Genomic DNA, 14,239 nt, shown 5'->3' with positions numbered 1-14,239 from the left:
ATGACCTCTGCTGCCCTGCCCCTCAACCCCGGCGCGCCGAAGATGCGCATCGCCGAGATCGCCGTCGCCCTCGTGGTGGTGATGATTCTCGCGCTCATCATCGTCCCGCTACCGCCGGTGCTGCTCGACCTCTTCCTCGCCGCGAGCATCGGCTCGTCGCTGGTCGTGCTGCTGGTCGCCCTCTACACCACGAACCCGCTCGACTTCAGCAGCTTCCCCGCACTGCTCCTGCTGCTCACGCTGTTCCGCATCGGCCTCAACGTCTCGTCCACCCGCCTCATTCTCACCCAGGCGCATGCGGGCAAGGTGATCGAGGCCTTCGGCCAGTTCGTCATCGGCGGCAACTACGCCGTTGGGATCGTCATCTTCCTCATCCTCATCGGCATCAACTTCATCGTCATCACCAAGGGTGCCGGCCGCATCGCCGAAGTGGCGGCGCGCTTCACCCTCGATGCCATGCCCGGCAAGCAGATGGCGATTGACGCCGACCTCTCCGCCGGCCTGATCGACGAGAAGGAGGCCCGCACCCGCCGCGACGAGATTTCCCGCACCGCCGACTTCTACGGCGCGATGGACGGTGCCTCGAAGTACGTGAAGGGCGACGCGATTCTCGGCATTCTCGTCGTGATCGTGAACATCGTCGGCGGCATCTTCATTGGCGTCATCCAGCGCGGCATGGATGTGGGCAAGGCGGCGAGCACGTACACCATCCTCACGGTGGGTGACGGGCTCGTCTCCCAGGTCCCGGCGCTCATCATCTCCACCGCGGCCGGCATCATGGTCACGGCGGCGACGAGCACCGACCGGATCGGCACCGTGCTCAGTCGGCAGCTTGGCGGCCATCCGCGCGCCATGTGGATGGTGGCGGGCGTGCTCGGCGCCTTCTCGCTCATTCCCGCGCTCCCGATGTTTCCCTTCCTCGCCATGGCCGCGGGGACCGCCGTGCTGGCAAAGCTGTCGACGCAGGCCGAGGCGCAGCGCACCGCCGAGGCGCTGATGCTGTCGCCCACGGTGAGTGACGCCCCCGAGGTCTCAGCCACACCCGATCCGATGCAGGACCTGCTGCAGATCGACCCGATCGAACTCGAGGTGGGGTATGCCCTCATCCCGCTCGTGGACGAGGGGCAGGGCGGCGATCTGCTCGAACGCATCTCGCTGCTGCGCAAGCAGGCGGCGCTCGAACTGGGCATCCTCGTGCCGCCCATCCGCATCCGCGACGACATCCGCCTGCCCGCCAACGAATACGTGATCAAGCTGCGCGGCAGTGAGGTTGCCCGCGCGGAAGTGCTGCCGCGCTTCATGATGGCCCTCAACACCGGTGCGGTGGTGGCGGAGATCGACGGGATGGACACCATCGACCCGAGCTTCGGCATGCCGGCACGCTGGGTCGCGGCCTCGCGCCGTGCCGAGGCGGAAGCGCTGGGCTACGTGGTCGTGGAACCCACGACCGTGGTCGCCACCCACCTGCTCGAGACACTGAAGGGGAGCGCCGCCGAGCTCCTGGGTCGCCAGGAGGTGCAGGAGATGGTGGAGACGCTCAAGAAGTCGCACCCAGCGCTGGTGGAAGAGATCATTCCCGGAAAGGTGTCCCTGAGCGTGCTGCACCGCGTGCTCCAGCGCCTGCTGCGCGAGCGTGTCCCCATTCGCGACCTCGTCACGATTCTCGAGGCGATCGGCGACGGCGCGGAGGCGACGAAGGATCCCGAGGTGCTGACGGAAGTGGTCCGCAAGGCGCTCACCAACGTGATCGCCCGGCTCTTTGCCGACCCCACGGGCACCATCCGGGGCATCACCATCGGGGCGCGTCTCGAAAGCGCCCTGCTGGGGCTCTTCTCGCCGCGCACGGCGCAGGCGACCACGCCGATGCTCACCCCCGAATCCCTCGCAGGAATGCTGCGGGACCTGAACCACCTCGCCACCACCTACGCGGTGGATGGCCGTCCGCTGCCGCTCATCACGCCGCCGTCACTGCGCGTGGGGGTGCGACGCCTGATTGAACCCGTGCTGCCCAGCCTCCCGGTCGTCTCGCTCGCCGAGCTCCCCGCGCAGATCACGCTGAGCAGCGTTGCCACCTGGGAGATGCCGAATGGCTAGTCTGCTGCCGGTCGAACGATTCCGCGGCGTCGACCTGTCGCGCGTGGCCGATCGCGCGCGGCGCACGCTGGGCGACGACGTGATGATTCTCCACACGCGCACCGTGCGCGACGGCGGGGTGCCGATGGTGGAGGTGCTCGCAACGCCGAGCCACGCCCTCGATGCCGTCCGTGCGCGCCTCGAAGCGGCGCCGTTGCCGCCCACGCTGCGCAAGGCCGACGGCCGCCCCTATGGCATCGCGCTGGTGGGCCCCACCGGGGCCGGCAAGACGACCACCGCCGCCAAACTGGCGGTGCGCCGCGGCATGTTCGGGGCCGCGCGCCCGGGACTCCTCACGCTCGACACCTACCGCGTGGGCGGCATGGAGCAGCTGGCCACCTACGCCGAGCTCGCCGACATCCCGTTCGAGGTCGTCTACGATGCGCGCGAGATCGAGACCACCATGAAGCGGCTCTCGGCCGACTGTGACGTGATTCTCATCGACACGCCGGGGCGCAGCCCAGCAAGTACGGAGCTCACGGAGCGATGGCGCACCTTGCTCGATGCCATCGCCCCCGACGAGGTGCACCTGATCCTGCCGGCCAGCTTGCGCGCCGACCTCGCGGTGGACATCGCCCGTGCCTATGCCCCGTCGCGCGCCCACTGCGGCGCCACGCATCTCCTGCTGTCCAAGCTCGACGAGGTGCCGCGGGAATCGGGTGTCACCGATTTGGCGCTGTCGCTCGAGATGCCCACCCGCTGGATCACCGATGGCCAGGACGTGCCCGCCGACCTCAAGCCCGGGGTGCCGCGGCTGCTGCGCACGTGGGGCCTGGCGGCCGACGCCGAATCCGACTGGGCACCGGCCTGATGTCGCTGCTCCTGACCGTGCCGCGCGGAGCGGCACCACCGACGCAAGCCGATGGCATCCGCAGCACGCGCAGCGCCGGCGACGCCCGCAACGGGGCGGCACCCACGCTGCTGGTTGCGAGCGGGCGCGGCGGCGCCGGGGCCACGCTGCTGTCGGCGCTGCTGGCCGTGAGTGCCGCCGGCGAGGGTCGGCGCGTGCTGCTGGTGGACACCGATGACTTCGTGGGCGCGCTGGCGCTGACACTCGGGGTCACCCCGCGCGGCAGCTGGACCGACCTGCGTGCCGGGCGCGCCGTGCCGGCGGATGTTGCCACGCCGGTCAGTGCAACACTCACCCTGGTGGCCGGCGGCCCCCCGCGGCTCGCCGATGCCCCGCGCAGCGCGGCGCCAATGAGCGCGGCCGAACGCAAGGCCTGCATGCGCCGGGTGAGCACGCTTGCCGAAACGATGGACCTCGTGGTCCTCGACTGCGGTGCCCGCCTTGACCATGTGCTCGGCGCCGTTACACCCGCTGGCAGTGAGCGGCTCTTGGCCGTCTCCGCCGGCAGTGATCCCGTGGGCCTCGCGGCGACCTATGCCCTCTGCAAAGCCGTCGGGCTTGCCCGCCCGGCCCTGCCGGTCGAGGTGCTCGTCAACCGGCATGAAGGGAGTGAAGCGGCTCGCTGCTTTGACGCCATCGAGGCGGGGGCCCGGCAGTTCCTCGGCTTCACGCCACGCCTCGCTGGGGCCATTCCGGCCGACCCCACCCTTGATGCCGCGCTGCGCGCGGGCATGCCCTTTCCTGACGCAGCCGCCGGATCGCCGGCCGCCATCGCCGCGCACCACGTCGTGATGCGCGTGCTGGCCGAACGACCCCTCTCCCGCCCCGGTACTTGATCGTGTCTCTCGCTGCCCCCTCCGGTTCCACAGCCATGAACGCAAACCTCTGGCAGTCCTATCGGGCGGGTAATGTGGTTGCCCGCGACCGTTTGCTCGAAGAGCACCTCGGTCTCGTGCATCACGTGGCCCGGCAGGTCTCACGGACGCTCGCCGCGCGTACCGACTTCGATGAACTCGTGAGCGCCGGGACGATCGGCCTCATGACGGCCCTCGAAGGCTTCGATGCCACCCGTGGCCTCGCCTTCAGCACCTTCGCGGCACCCCGCATTCGCGGCGCGATTCTCGACGAGCTGCGCAAGCAGGATCACGTGCCGCGCTCTGTCCGGCGCAAGACCCGCGAAATCACCGGCGCACGGGAGGCCTTTCGGCGAGCGCATGGCCGCGCGCCGGAGGATCGCGAACTGGCCGCGCAGCTGGGCGTGGACCTCGACACGCTCTGGCGTTGGCAGGCGGACGTCGAAGGCGCCCATCACATGCCGCTCGACCGGGCCCCAGGCGATCGGGAAAGCACGGCGCCCGTTCCGGCGGAAACACTGACCAGTGAGCAAGACAGCGACGTCGAGGCGTCGCTCACGCACGAGCAGGAGGTCGCCCATCTCAAGGATGCGATCCTCCGGCTCAAGGAGCAGGAGCGGATCGTCCTCTCGCTCTACTACTTCGAGGAGCTCAAGCTGCACGAGATCGCCAAGGTGCTCGAGCTCACCGAAAGCCGCGTCTCGCAGATACGCAGCAAGGCGCTGAGCAAGCTGCGCGTGGAGCTCAAGCCGCTCCGCGACGCCTGACGCACGACTCGCCTCGCGCACGTTCTTGACCCTACCACGGAGTCCCCGCATGTCGAAGGTCTGGAAGGAAGTCCTGCAGATGACCGCCCTTGGCGTCGGCGTCAGCATCGTCGGGCTGGCCATCGGTGCACTCCTGATGTCGCCCGCCGTGTCGCCGGACCAGCGGCTCGTGGCCTTCGCCGCGTTGGGAGCGGCGACCGCCGCCGCGCTGCTCATCGAGCCACTGCGCCGCGTGGGAAGCGCCCTCCGGAAACGGCGGGGGCGCCGCAGTGCGCTGGCCCACACTCGCCATGCCGCACCGCGCCCGGCGACGGCCGCGCCCCCAACGATCTCCCTGCGCGGTGGACGGGGGGGCAAGACCCCGCGCACCGTGCGGGCGCTGGCAGCCGCTGGCGCCGCCCCGACCGAGATCGCCTGGAAGACCGGTCTCCCGCTTGACGCCGTCTCGATGCTGCTCGAGATCCACGGCGGAGCCCTCGCGGTACGGTAGCGCCTCCCGCACGGCAATAGCGGCCGCCCCCGCTGGGATCCGGCACGAATTGCCGTGCCGACGGTCGGGCCCGGACCGCCGACACGCGGCCGCGAAGAAACGGCAAGTCGTTGTAATACAAGATCTTGCTATCAACTTCATCAGGTCGGGCCCGCGTGGCCCGACCATTGCTTTTCTCCCTGGCGAGTTCGAGTCCCCTTACCGACTACGACATGCCAGGTCCCGTCCAAACCAACGGAATGAGCAGTGCGGCTGCCGCGCTCCAGATGCTGGAGCGCCGACAGGCGGTGCTGGCCAACAACCTCGCCAATGCGTCCACCCGCGGCTTCAAGGCGGAAATGGCCTTCTCGCGGCTCATGGACAACGCCCTGGCGTCCACCGACACCGCCGTTGACCTCACGGCCGGCACGCTCACCCAGACCCATAACCCGTTCGACCTCGCGGTCGAGGGGGACGGATTCTTCGTGGTGAACACGCCCGGGGGGGAACGGTTCGTGCGCAACGGCAGCTTTCGCCTCAGTCCCGAACGCCAGCTGGTCGACGGCCGCGGTAATCCGGTCCTGGGCGAAGACGGGCCGATCACCATGCCGCCCACCGGCGTGGTGGAGATCGACGCCGCCGGTCAGATCGCCGTGAATGGCAAGCCACTGGCCCGCCTGCGCCTCGAGCGCGTCCCGACTGGCACCGACCTGCAGCACGAAGGGGGCACGCTGTTTGTGCCCGATGCCTCCCGGCAGGCCATCCCGTCCGCCGAACGGCGGGTGCAGCAGGGGTTCCTCGAGGAGTCGAACGTGAACCCGATGACGGCCATGACCGACATGCTGAGCGTGCTGCACCGCTATCAGGCCGCCCAGAAGACGCTGTCCACCATCGATGCGGTGCGCGGCATCGCCGTGACCGACCTCGCCAAGCCCGTTTGAGCACGCCCGCCACGGGCACGCACCGGAGACCTGACCCATGAATCCCGCACTTCGCGCCGCCGCAACCGGCATGATGGCGCAGCAGACCCGCACCGAAGTCATCGCCAACAACCTCGCCAACGTGAACACGGCCGGCTTCAAGCGCAGCCGCGCGCAGTTCGAGGACCTGCTCTACCAGACCATTCAGGGACAGCAGGTCATCGGCGGCACGGAGGCAGAGACGCTGCCGGCCATTCAGGTCGGCCGCGGCACCCGGCTCTCCGGCGTCCAGCGACTGCACGAGCAGGGCCCCATCGAACAGACCGGGCGCAACCTCGACGTGGCCATCGAAGGCGAGGGCTTCTTCCAGGTGCAGCTGCCCAACGGCGAACTCGGATACTCGCGCGACGGCAGCTTCCAGATCAGCGATCAGGGCGTCCTCGTCACGAGCGCCGGCTACGCCGTTCAGCCGCCGGTGCGCATTCCGGTGGACAGCAGCGAGCTCACCATCTCCAGTGCCGGGGTGGTGAGTGTCAAGCGCGGAACCGACCTGCTCCCCACCGAGGTGGGACGCATCGAGCTCGCGCGCTTCGCCAATCCAAGCGGCCTGCTCAACCTCGGCCAGAACATGCTCACGGCCACGACGGCGTCGGGCCAGCCCATCCTTGGCTTCGCCAACGAAGACGGCATGGGACGCCTGCAGCAGGGAAGCCTCGAGGGCTCGAACGTGCAGATCGTGCAGGAGATGGTGGAGATGATCGCCGCGCAGCGCGCCTACGAAATCAACTCCAAGTCCATCAAGACGGCCGACGAGATGGGCCAGATCGCCAACAACATCGTGAACTAAGCCGCACCGGACACGGACTTCCTGATGTACTCGCCAACCCATCGCCCGGCCGCGCACGGCACCGCATCCCGGTGGTCACTCCGCGCGATCGCGGGACTCGCGGGGCTGCTGCCCCTGGGGCTCGCGGCGCAGGCGCCACGCGCGCGGCCGGACACGGCCGGCGCGCTGCGCGCCGACCAGCGCCGGGTATCCGTTGCCGTCGCGCTCCGCCAGCTCGGACGGGGGGACACGCTGCGCGCCGAAGACATCGGCGTGGCAGACACCGTGATCACCTGGCGCTGGAACGGCATGGCCCCCGACACCACGCGAGCGCAGGTCGGGTGGATCGCGCGGCGGCCCATCGCCGTCGGCGAACGGCTTCGGCTCCCGGCCGTCACGCCGCCGCCCGTCATTGCGAGCGGAACACCCGTGACCGCCGTGTGGCGGGATGGCCTGCTCACGCTCGTCCTGAGCGGCGTTGCCACCAACAGCGCCGCCCTCGGCGCCCCCGTGGGCGTCCGCATCAATCGTACCCGCCGGCTCGACGGCGTCGCCGTGGCGCCGAATACCGTTCGCCTTCGCTGAGACTCCTCATGTCCCGTCAGCGCTCGCCACTGGCCCTCGCCGCCGCCCTCGCGTTCGCCCCGTTTACGGTGTCGGCGCAGGCGGCATCCCAACCCCCCGGTAGTCAGGCGGCCACGGCTCCGGCAGCCAACGCCCCGGCAGCCAACGCCCCGGCGGCCAACGCCCCGGCCATCCCCGCCCCTCCGCCGCGCAACGCCTGGGTCAGCGACCGTCGCCAGTTTGCCGTCGGCGACATCATCACCGTACTCATCGACGACTACACGATCAGCACGGCGGTCAAGGAGAACCTCAATCAGGACCTCCGCAATCGCGGTTTCGGACTGAACGCGCGCGTCCCCGGCAGCAGCCAGTCCGCAAACATCGACGCCCGCAACAACGCTGACCAAACACAACGCGGCCAGGCGCGGCGCGAAAACCGGTTCCAGAACGAAATGAGTGTGCGCGTGGTCGCCGTGGGGCCCAACGGCCTGCTGCAGGTGAAGGGCACCAAGAAGATCGACGTGGACCGGGCCATGCAGGACATCGTCTTCACCGGGTGGGTGCGGGCGCAGGACGTCTCCGTCACCAACCTCATCGAGTCGAGCCGCGTGGCCGACGCCCAACTGGGCTACGCCTCGCCGGGCCCGCTCGGGAAACCCAAGCAGGGCATCATCAGCAAGGTCCTCGGGATGGTGTGGCCGTGAACACGTTGCTGCTCCGCTCGCGCAGGGTCCGCGTTGTGGCCCACGACACCGTCCGCCTGCTCCGCACCGTCGCTGCGGCCATCGCCCTGCTGCTCCTCATGCCGTCGCTCGCGGTCGCGCAGAACGACGTCAAGATCCGGGACCTGACGCAGGCCGAGGGGGCCCTGCCGGTGCGCCTGGTGGGGTATGGGCTCGCCGTGGGGCTCGACAACACCGGTGACCGGGCCATCGGGGGACAGACCGGCGGCCCCACGGTGCAGAGCGTCATCAACATCCTCCGCCGCTTCAACGTGGAAGTCCCTGCCGACCTCATTCGCATGCGCAACGTCGCGGCAGTGCTCGTGACGGCCGAGGTGTCCCCGTTCCTCCGCGCCGGGGGACGCTTCGAAGTGCAGGTGTCCAGCATGGGGGATGCGCGATCACTCAAGGGCGGCACGTTGTTCATGACGCCGCTGGTGGCCGACCCGAGCGGGCCGCCACTCGCGAGCGCACAGGGGGCCCTCCTCATCAGTCAGGGCGGCAGCACCACGCGCTACGCGCCGACGCACGAGACCGCCGCGCGAATTCCCACGGGCGGTGTCCTCGAGGCCGACCTCCCGCGTCCGACCATCGGCGCCACCTCGCGGCTCCTGCTGCGTGAACCCGATCTTGGGCTGGCCAGCCGCATTGCCACGGCGATCAACGGCGCGATGGGGGAGAAGACCGCGATCGTCGAGGACGAGGGGGCCGTGATCGTCACGCTCGCCGACTCCCTGGCCAAGCCGGTCGCCATGGCCAGGATCCGGGATCTCGCCGTGGCCCCGGAGGCGCGCCCCCGCATCATCATCGACGGGCGCGACGGCACCGTGGTCGCGGGCGGCGATATGGTGGTGGGCGCCGCTACAGTCAGTCACGGGGCCATTACGCTCGCCATCGGCGCCCTCGAGCCCAACGACACGGCCGCCATTCCGGGTAGCGTTCGCCTCCCCGCCGGCATCCCCGTCCAGCGCGTCGCCTCGGCCCTGCACGCCGTCCAGACCCCCGCCAGCGAGATCGCGGCCATCTTCGCCGCCCTGCGTGAAGTGGGCGCCCTGACCGCGGAGATCATCGTCCGGTGACCGATCCCGTACGCCCCCGGGCCTCCCTGGTGACGGTCACGCCCCCGGTGGCGCCCCCCATTCCCCCGGCGACCGATCGTGCACTGCGCGAGACCGCCAAGCAGCTCGAGGGGCTGTTCGTCCAACAGCTCTTCAAGGCGATGCGTGAAACCGTTCCCCAGCAAGACGGCATCGTTTCGGCCAACGCCGGCGAAGACATGTTCACGGGACTGATGGATCAGCATCTGGCTGCCGAGACTCCCAACCAATGGGAGGGCGGGCTCGCCGAGTCCGTGTATCGCCAACTGCGTGGCCGCGTGGCGGCCACCCCGTCCTCATCGACTTCCAGTTCCACGAATCGCTGATGTCGCCCTTGACCATGTATGCCCAGGAACCCGCGCCCCGCGCCGGACTGCAATCCTCGGCGCTGATCGCCGCGCTGCACGACGCGCTGGTCAGTGAACGGCGCCTGCTCGATGATCTCATCGCGCAGATGCGTCGGCAGCGGGCCGCCGTCGGCAGCGACGACATCCAGGGCGTCGACGACAGCACCTTCGCCACGCACCGCATCCTCGCCACGCTGGGGCAGGCGCGACAGCGGCGCCGCCAGCTCAACGTGCTGGTCGGTGGCTCCGAGGAAATGACCCTGCGCGAGGTTGAGGATGTGCTCGGCGACCTGGTGGACGATCGGTTCCGCGAGGCGCGGCTGCACCTGCAGCAGGCCGCCGACACGCTCAGCCGGGAGGTGAGCATGAACCGCCGGCTGCTCCGGGAAGCGCTCACCAGTACCGACCAGCATGTGCAGACGCTCGTCGGCGGATCGGCCAGTCCGGCCACCTACGCCACCGAGGGACTCGTGCCCCCGGGGCCGGGCGCGCCGCGCGGCGTGCTCGTCAATCGCCGGGCCTGACCCATGAATAACGGCCTCCTCAGCATCGCGCGCTCCGCGCTCGTCGCGCACCAGACTGCCCTCCAGACCATCGCGCAGAATGTCGCGAACGCGGAGACACCGGGCTATTCGCGACAGGAGGCCGTGCTCGCGCCGAACACGCCGCTGCGCATGCCCTACGGGAACGTGGGCACCGGCGTCAACGTGTCCACCGTGGTCCGCAAGCGCGACCTTCTCCTCGACGAGTCCTTCCGAAACGCCAACGGGCAGGCGGGCGATGCCGGGATGCGCCGTGACCTCATGCAGGAGCTCGAGGCGGTCTTTGGCGAACCGAGCGACGCTGGCATGTCCAACGCACTCGACCAGTTCTGGAATGCGTGGAGCGATCTCTCGGCCCAGCCGAGCAGCCTCGCCGCGCGCGCCGTCGTGCAGCAGCGAGGCCGGCAGCTGGGCCAGCTGTTCAATGGCTACGACACGCAGCTCACCACGCTGCGCACGAGCACCCTCGAACGGCTCGGCAACACGGTGGAGCGCATCTCGGCGCTGGCCACCCAGGTGGCCGACCTGAATGTGCGCATCGTGGGCGCAGAGTCGAGCGGCAACAGTGCCAACGACCTGCGGGACCTGCGCGATCTCAAGCTCGACGAGCTTTCGAAGCTCGCGGGCGCGCGAGCGCTGCAGCAGCCCGACGGTTCGGTGTCGGTGCTCATCGGCAACTCCTTGCTCGTGGACGGCGCGACCGCGGTGTCGGTGTCCCTGCAGTTGGAGACCCCCAACCCGCTCCCGGCGACACCGCTCACCGACCTGCCAGTCCGTATTCAACTCGGCAATCCGCCCGACCGGCTGTTCCCGCTGGCCGGGGAGCTGAAGGCCTTGGCCACGGTGGTCAACTCCGAAATCCCCGGCGTGCGCACCCGGCTCGACGCCATGGCCAGCCAGCTGGTGAGCGCCGTGAACACGGCGCACAGCGGGGGCTTCACCTTCACCGGCAGCGCGATCCCCGGCGTCGCGGCCGGCAACTTCTTCGACCCCGGCACCCTGGCCGTGCCGGTCTCGGCCGCCACGCTGAAGCTGCACAGCACGATCATCGCCGACCCGTCGAAGATTGCGGCCTCCGGTAATGCCAGCGCCCCGACCGATAACACGGTCGCGCAGGCGCTCTCGGCGCTGCGCACCGCGGAGAATACCGTCTCCTTCACCACGCCCACCGGCGCCACGGAGACCGGCTCGTTCGTCGGCTTCTTTCGCGGACTCGTGACGCGGGTCGGCCTGCAGACCGCGTCGGCCAACGACGAGGCCACCGTGGCGACGACCCTCACGGATCAGGCCGATCTGCGCCGCCAGGCTGTGAGCGGCGTGAGCACCGACGAGGAGCTCGTGAAGATGCTGCGTGCCCAGCAGTCCTTCCAAGCGGCGGCCAAGATGATCAAGGTAGCGGAAGAGATGCTGGATACGCTCGTCAATCTGGTCTGACCATGCTCATTCTCGGACGCCGCGAGGGCGACTCCATTCTGATCGACGGCGGCATCCGCATCGTGGTCGTCTCGTGCGATCGCGGCGGGGTGCGCCTGGGTATTGAGGCTCCGGCCGACGTCAAGATTCTCCGCGGCGAGATTGCCCAGCAGGTGGCACAGCAGAACCAGCGTGCCGCGAGTGGCTCGGCGGCCGGGGCGTGGCTCGCCACCCTCGGCCCACCGGGTGCCGCAGTACCCCCCGGGCCCTCCGCCGGCCCCAAAGCCACGGCGTAGGGTCACCCCCCGCGTCGCCGCACGGCCGCCAGCGTGGGGAGCGAGAATCCACATCCGTGGGGCACGGCAAGCGCGTGTCCATAGCTGGCTGCCAGGAGCCAGGCGAGGACGGGGGCATCGGCCGGCGGCGCGGGAGCGGTTTCGCCCTCCGGGACGGCCGTGTCCGCGTCAGGCGACCCGTCCCGGTGCACCGTGAGGTGCACACGGTCAGCCACCGTCTCCAGCGACACCACCAGCGCCCCGGGACCACGACGGGCCGCCGCCAGCAGCGCCACGCACGCCGCGTGCACCACCGACTGGGGTTCGGCCCGCACCGGCAGGACCTCACCGACGACCACCCGGCCCACGGTGCGTCCCTGCAGCAGCGGGTGCTCCGCAACGAGCTGCAGCGCAGCCTCGAGACCATCGGCCAGCAGCATGGGCTCAGGCGCGGCATCCGGACGGCGCGGCAGCTGCCGCAGCCGGTCCAGGACGCGCTCGAGCCGCTCCGCATCCTGCCGCAGCCCATCGAGCATCCGGGCATCCGGCACCGTGCCGCCCTCCAGCAGGCTGGCCACGCCACTGACCGTCGCCAGCCGGTTGCTGATCGTATGTGCCAGACTGCGCAGTAAATCGTCCTGAATCGAGAGCCAGCGCTCGGCCCCGGTTTCCGCGCTGGGCGCCACGCTCGCTGCCCCCTTCACCCGCACCCCGGAATCGCTCGCGTGTTCGTCATCATCGGTCTGGTGATCGTCTTCGGCTCAGTCATCGGTGGCTACGTCATGCACCATGGCGAAGTCGCGGTGCTCTGGCAGCCGACCGAGTTCATCATTATCGGCGGCGCAGGGCTCGGGACGCTCATCATTGGCAACCCACCAGCGGTGCTGAAAGCATGCGTGGCGCAGCTGCTCGGACTGCTCAAGCCCAACCCGTATGGCGCCAAGGCGTACGCGGAATTGCTGGAGGTACTCTACGAGGTCTTCCAGAAAGTGCGCAAGGACGGCCTGGTGGGGCTGGAAGCGCACATCGAGGACCCCGAGAAGAGCGACATCTTCCAGAAGTATCCGTCCTTCCTGGCCAATCACCACGCCACGGCGCTGCTTTGCGATACGCTGAAGGTGCTGCTGACCGGCACGGTGGAGGACCATAACCTCGCGGACATTCTGGATGTCGATCTGGAAAAGCATCACCACGAGCAGATGCTGGCGCCGCACGCCATCACCACCGTGGGCGATGCCATGCCGGGGTTCGGCATCGTCGCTGCCGTCCTCGGCGTCATCATCACGATGGGCTCGATCGGCGGCGCTGCCTCCGAGATCGGTGAGAAGGTGGCCGCGGCGCTCGTGGGCACGTTCATCGGCATCCTGCTGGCGTACGGCGTGTTCGGTCCCATCGCCAAGGCCATGGAAACGCGCATCCACGCAGAGCACGACTACATGCTGTGCGTCCGCACGGCGCTGCTGTCGTTTGCGCGTGGCGATGCGCCCATGACGGCGGTGGAGTTCTCGCGCCGCAACATCGAGCCCCATGAGCGGCCCAGCTTCGCCGAGCTCGAGGAACTCACGCGCAAGAGAGTGGCCTGATCCATGGCGGCGCGCGGCGGCAAGAAGATCATCATCGTCAAGAAGAAAGTGGTCGGTGGCGGCGGACATCACGGTGGCTCGTGGAAGGTCGCGTACGCCGACTTCGTGACGGCCATGATGGCCTTCTTCATGGTGATGTGGATCCTGGGCATGGACGAGAAGACGAAGCAGGCCGTCGAGGGCTACTTCTCCAACCCCGTCGGCTACAAGAAGGGGTTCGGCGCGGGATCGAGTCCGCTCAGCGTCGGCACGACGCCGACTCCCATCCAGCGGACGCCCATGCGCATGATGCTGCGGACCACCGAGCAGCGCAGCTTCGAGCAGTTGCGCACGTCGATCCTCGACAAGCTGGCCGCCAGCGATTCGATGAAGCGGCTCAATGCCGTGGTGGATGTGCAGGTGACCCGCGAGGGGTTGCGCATCGAGTTGGTGGAATCAGGGCGTGGTGACGTGTATTTCCCGCTCGGCTCGGCGCGCATGAATGCCGCGACCATGCTCGCGCTGCAGCTGGTGGGAACGGAGCTGGCCGCCAGCGGCCATCCAGTGGTGCTGGAGGGACACACCGACGGGGCGAAGTTCGGGCAGGATGCGGCGTACACCAACTGGGAGCTCTCGACCGATCGCGCCAATGCCGCACGCCGCATCCTGCAGTCCGCAGGCGTGGCGCCCGGTCGCGTGGTGGAAGTGCGCGGCTATGCCGACACGCACCCGCGGGTGCCGGATGATCGCATGGCCCCCAGCAACCGCCGCATCTCCATTCTGCTCCCCTATTCCCAAACGCCCGAAAGCGCCCCCAGTGCCGAGGCGTTCGCCACGCAGAAGCGCGACTCGCTGGTCACCACCCTGTCGACGCCGCTCAAGAAAGCGTATTGACGGA

At 69.2% G+C, this 14,239-nt stretch carries 17 protein-coding genes; 16 read left to right on the top strand and 1 reads right to left on the bottom strand.

Annotated elements, in window-relative coordinates; genetic code table 11:
- The 14 genes from flhA (at position 1) to O9271_RS04535 (ending at position 11,800) form a co-directional block, all read left to right on the top strand.
- Positions 1-2,094, top strand: a complete 2,094-nt coding sequence (gene flhA, locus O9271_RS04600; protein ID WP_298266500.1) for a flagellar biosynthesis protein FlhA — start codon at positions 1-3, stop codon at positions 2,092-2,094.
- Entirely contained in the window at positions 2,087-2,944 is an 858-nt protein-coding gene (locus O9271_RS04595; protein ID WP_298266498.1) for a hypothetical protein, read from the top strand. Before flhA ends, O9271_RS04595 begins: the two co-directional genes overlap by 8 nt.
- Positions 2,944-3,819: a cellulose synthase operon protein YhjQ/BcsQ gene (locus tag O9271_RS04590; RefSeq protein WP_298266495.1), complete on the top strand. Its 876-nt coding sequence runs from the start codon at positions 2,944-2,946 to the stop codon at positions 3,817-3,819. Before O9271_RS04595 ends, O9271_RS04590 begins: the two co-directional genes overlap by 1 nt.
- A gap of 35 nt (positions 3,820-3,854) precedes the next feature.
- A complete protein-coding gene (locus O9271_RS04585; RefSeq protein ID WP_298266493.1) occupies positions 3,855-4,604 on the top strand; it encodes a FliA/WhiG family RNA polymerase sigma factor in 750 nt (249 codons plus the stop codon).
- A gap of 49 nt (positions 4,605-4,653) precedes the next feature.
- Positions 4,654-5,094, top strand: coding sequence for a hypothetical protein (locus O9271_RS04580; protein ID WP_298266490.1), 441 nt, complete (start codon positions 4,654-4,656; stop codon positions 5,092-5,094).
- A 212-nt stretch (positions 5,095-5,306) separates the two neighbouring features.
- A complete protein-coding gene (locus O9271_RS04575) occupies positions 5,307-6,014 on the top strand; it encodes a flagellar hook basal-body protein (protein WP_298266487.1) in 708 nt (235 codons plus the stop codon).
- Positions 6,015-6,051: 37 nt separating this feature from the next.
- A complete protein-coding gene (gene flgG / locus O9271_RS04570) occupies positions 6,052-6,840 on the top strand; it encodes a flagellar basal-body rod protein FlgG (protein ID WP_298266485.1) in 789 nt (262 codons plus the stop codon).
- A 24-nt stretch (positions 6,841-6,864) separates the two neighbouring features.
- Positions 6,865-7,404 (top strand): flagellar basal body P-ring formation chaperone FlgA, encoded by a 540-nt coding sequence (flgA, locus tag O9271_RS04565; RefSeq protein WP_298266483.1) that lies wholly within the window; start codon positions 6,865-6,867, stop codon positions 7,402-7,404.
- Positions 7,405-7,412: 8 nt separating this feature from the next.
- Complete coding sequence (locus O9271_RS04560; RefSeq protein WP_298266480.1) at positions 7,413-8,087, top strand: flagellar basal body L-ring protein FlgH; 675 nt, start codon at positions 7,413-7,415, stop codon at positions 8,085-8,087.
- On the top strand, positions 8,084-9,184 hold the full coding sequence (locus tag O9271_RS04555) for a flagellar basal body P-ring protein FlgI (RefSeq protein ID WP_298266478.1): 1,101 nt from the start codon (positions 8,084-8,086) through the stop codon (positions 9,182-9,184). The genes O9271_RS04560 and O9271_RS04555 overlap by 4 nt, the downstream gene beginning before the upstream one ends.
- Positions 9,181-9,528, top strand: a complete 348-nt coding sequence (locus O9271_RS04550) for a rod-binding protein (RefSeq protein ID WP_298266476.1) — start codon at positions 9,181-9,183, stop codon at positions 9,526-9,528. The genes O9271_RS04555 and O9271_RS04550 overlap by 4 nt, the downstream gene beginning before the upstream one ends.
- Positions 9,528-10,073: a flagellar protein FlgN gene (locus O9271_RS04545; protein ID WP_298266474.1), complete on the top strand. Its 546-nt coding sequence runs from the start codon at positions 9,528-9,530 to the stop codon at positions 10,071-10,073. Before O9271_RS04550 ends, O9271_RS04545 begins: the two co-directional genes overlap by 1 nt.
- A 3-nt stretch (positions 10,074-10,076) precedes the next feature.
- Positions 10,077-11,525, top strand: a complete 1,449-nt coding sequence (gene flgK / locus O9271_RS04540) for a flagellar hook-associated protein FlgK (RefSeq protein WP_298266472.1) — start codon at positions 10,077-10,079, stop codon at positions 11,523-11,525.
- 2 nt (positions 11,526-11,527) lie between these two features.
- Complete coding sequence (locus O9271_RS04535) at positions 11,528-11,800, top strand: carbon storage regulator (protein WP_298266470.1); 273 nt, start codon at positions 11,528-11,530, stop codon at positions 11,798-11,800.
- Between the two features lie 2 nt (positions 11,801-11,802).
- Here the strand turns inward: O9271_RS04535 and O9271_RS04530 are convergent, their stop codons facing one another.
- Positions 11,803-12,465, bottom strand: coding sequence for a hypothetical protein (locus O9271_RS04530; RefSeq protein WP_298266462.1), 663 nt, complete (start codon positions 12,463-12,465; stop codon positions 11,803-11,805).
- Between the two features lie 39 nt (positions 12,466-12,504).
- Here O9271_RS04530 and motA point away from each other — a divergent pair, with 39 nt between their 5' ends.
- Positions 12,505-13,362: a flagellar motor stator protein MotA gene (gene motA, locus O9271_RS04525; protein ID WP_298266460.1), complete on the top strand. Its 858-nt coding sequence runs from the start codon at positions 12,505-12,507 to the stop codon at positions 13,360-13,362.
- 3 nt (positions 13,363-13,365) lie between these two features.
- On the top strand, positions 13,366-14,235 hold the full coding sequence (locus O9271_RS04520) for a flagellar motor protein MotB (protein ID WP_298266458.1): 870 nt from the start codon (positions 13,366-13,368) through the stop codon (positions 14,233-14,235).
- Positions 14,236-14,239: the final 4 nt, after the last annotated feature.

This window comes from Gemmatimonas sp. (genome assembly GCF_027531815.1).
In the GTDB taxonomy this organism is placed as follows: Bacteria; Gemmatimonadota; Gemmatimonadetes; order Gemmatimonadales; family Gemmatimonadaceae; genus Gemmatimonas.
The sequence above is the reverse complement of the archived record's forward strand: the minus strand, read 5'-3'. Positions and strand labels throughout refer to the sequence as shown.

What these genes read in the sequence shown, in the direction of transcription:
- flhA (WP_298266500.1), top strand. Translation starts at nt 1, where the DNA reads ATGACCTCTGCTGCCCTGCCCCTCAACCCCGGCGCGCCGAAGATGCGC.
- O9271_RS04595 (WP_298266498.1), top strand. Translation starts at nt 2,087, where the DNA reads ATGGCTAGTCTGCTGCCGGTCGAACGATTCCGCGGCGTCGACCTGTCG.
- O9271_RS04590 (WP_298266495.1), top strand. Translation starts at nt 2,944, where the DNA reads ATGTCGCTGCTCCTGACCGTGCCGCGCGGAGCGGCACCACCGACGCAA.
- O9271_RS04585 (WP_298266493.1), top strand. Translation starts at nt 3,855, where the DNA reads ATGAACGCAAACCTCTGGCAGTCCTATCGGGCGGGTAATGTGGTTGCC.
- O9271_RS04580 (WP_298266490.1), top strand. Translation starts at nt 4,654, where the DNA reads ATGTCGAAGGTCTGGAAGGAAGTCCTGCAGATGACCGCCCTTGGCGTC.
- O9271_RS04575 (WP_298266487.1), top strand. Translation starts at nt 5,307, where the DNA reads ATGCCAGGTCCCGTCCAAACCAACGGAATGAGCAGTGCGGCTGCCGCG.
- flgG (WP_298266485.1), top strand. Translation starts at nt 6,052, where the DNA reads ATGAATCCCGCACTTCGCGCCGCCGCAACCGGCATGATGGCGCAGCAG.
- flgA (WP_298266483.1), top strand. Translation starts at nt 6,865, where the DNA reads ATGTACTCGCCAACCCATCGCCCGGCCGCGCACGGCACCGCATCCCGG.
- O9271_RS04560 (WP_298266480.1), top strand. Translation starts at nt 7,413, where the DNA reads ATGTCCCGTCAGCGCTCGCCACTGGCCCTCGCCGCCGCCCTCGCGTTC.
- O9271_RS04545 (WP_298266474.1), top strand. Translation starts at nt 9,528, where the DNA reads ATGTCGCCCTTGACCATGTATGCCCAGGAACCCGCGCCCCGCGCCGGA.
- flgK (WP_298266472.1), top strand. Translation starts at nt 10,077, where the DNA reads ATGAATAACGGCCTCCTCAGCATCGCGCGCTCCGCGCTCGTCGCGCAC.
- O9271_RS04535 (WP_298266470.1), top strand. Translation starts at nt 11,528, where the DNA reads ATGCTCATTCTCGGACGCCGCGAGGGCGACTCCATTCTGATCGACGGC.
- O9271_RS04520 (WP_298266458.1), top strand. Translation starts at nt 13,366, where the DNA reads ATGGCGGCGCGCGGCGGCAAGAAGATCATCATCGTCAAGAAGAAAGTG.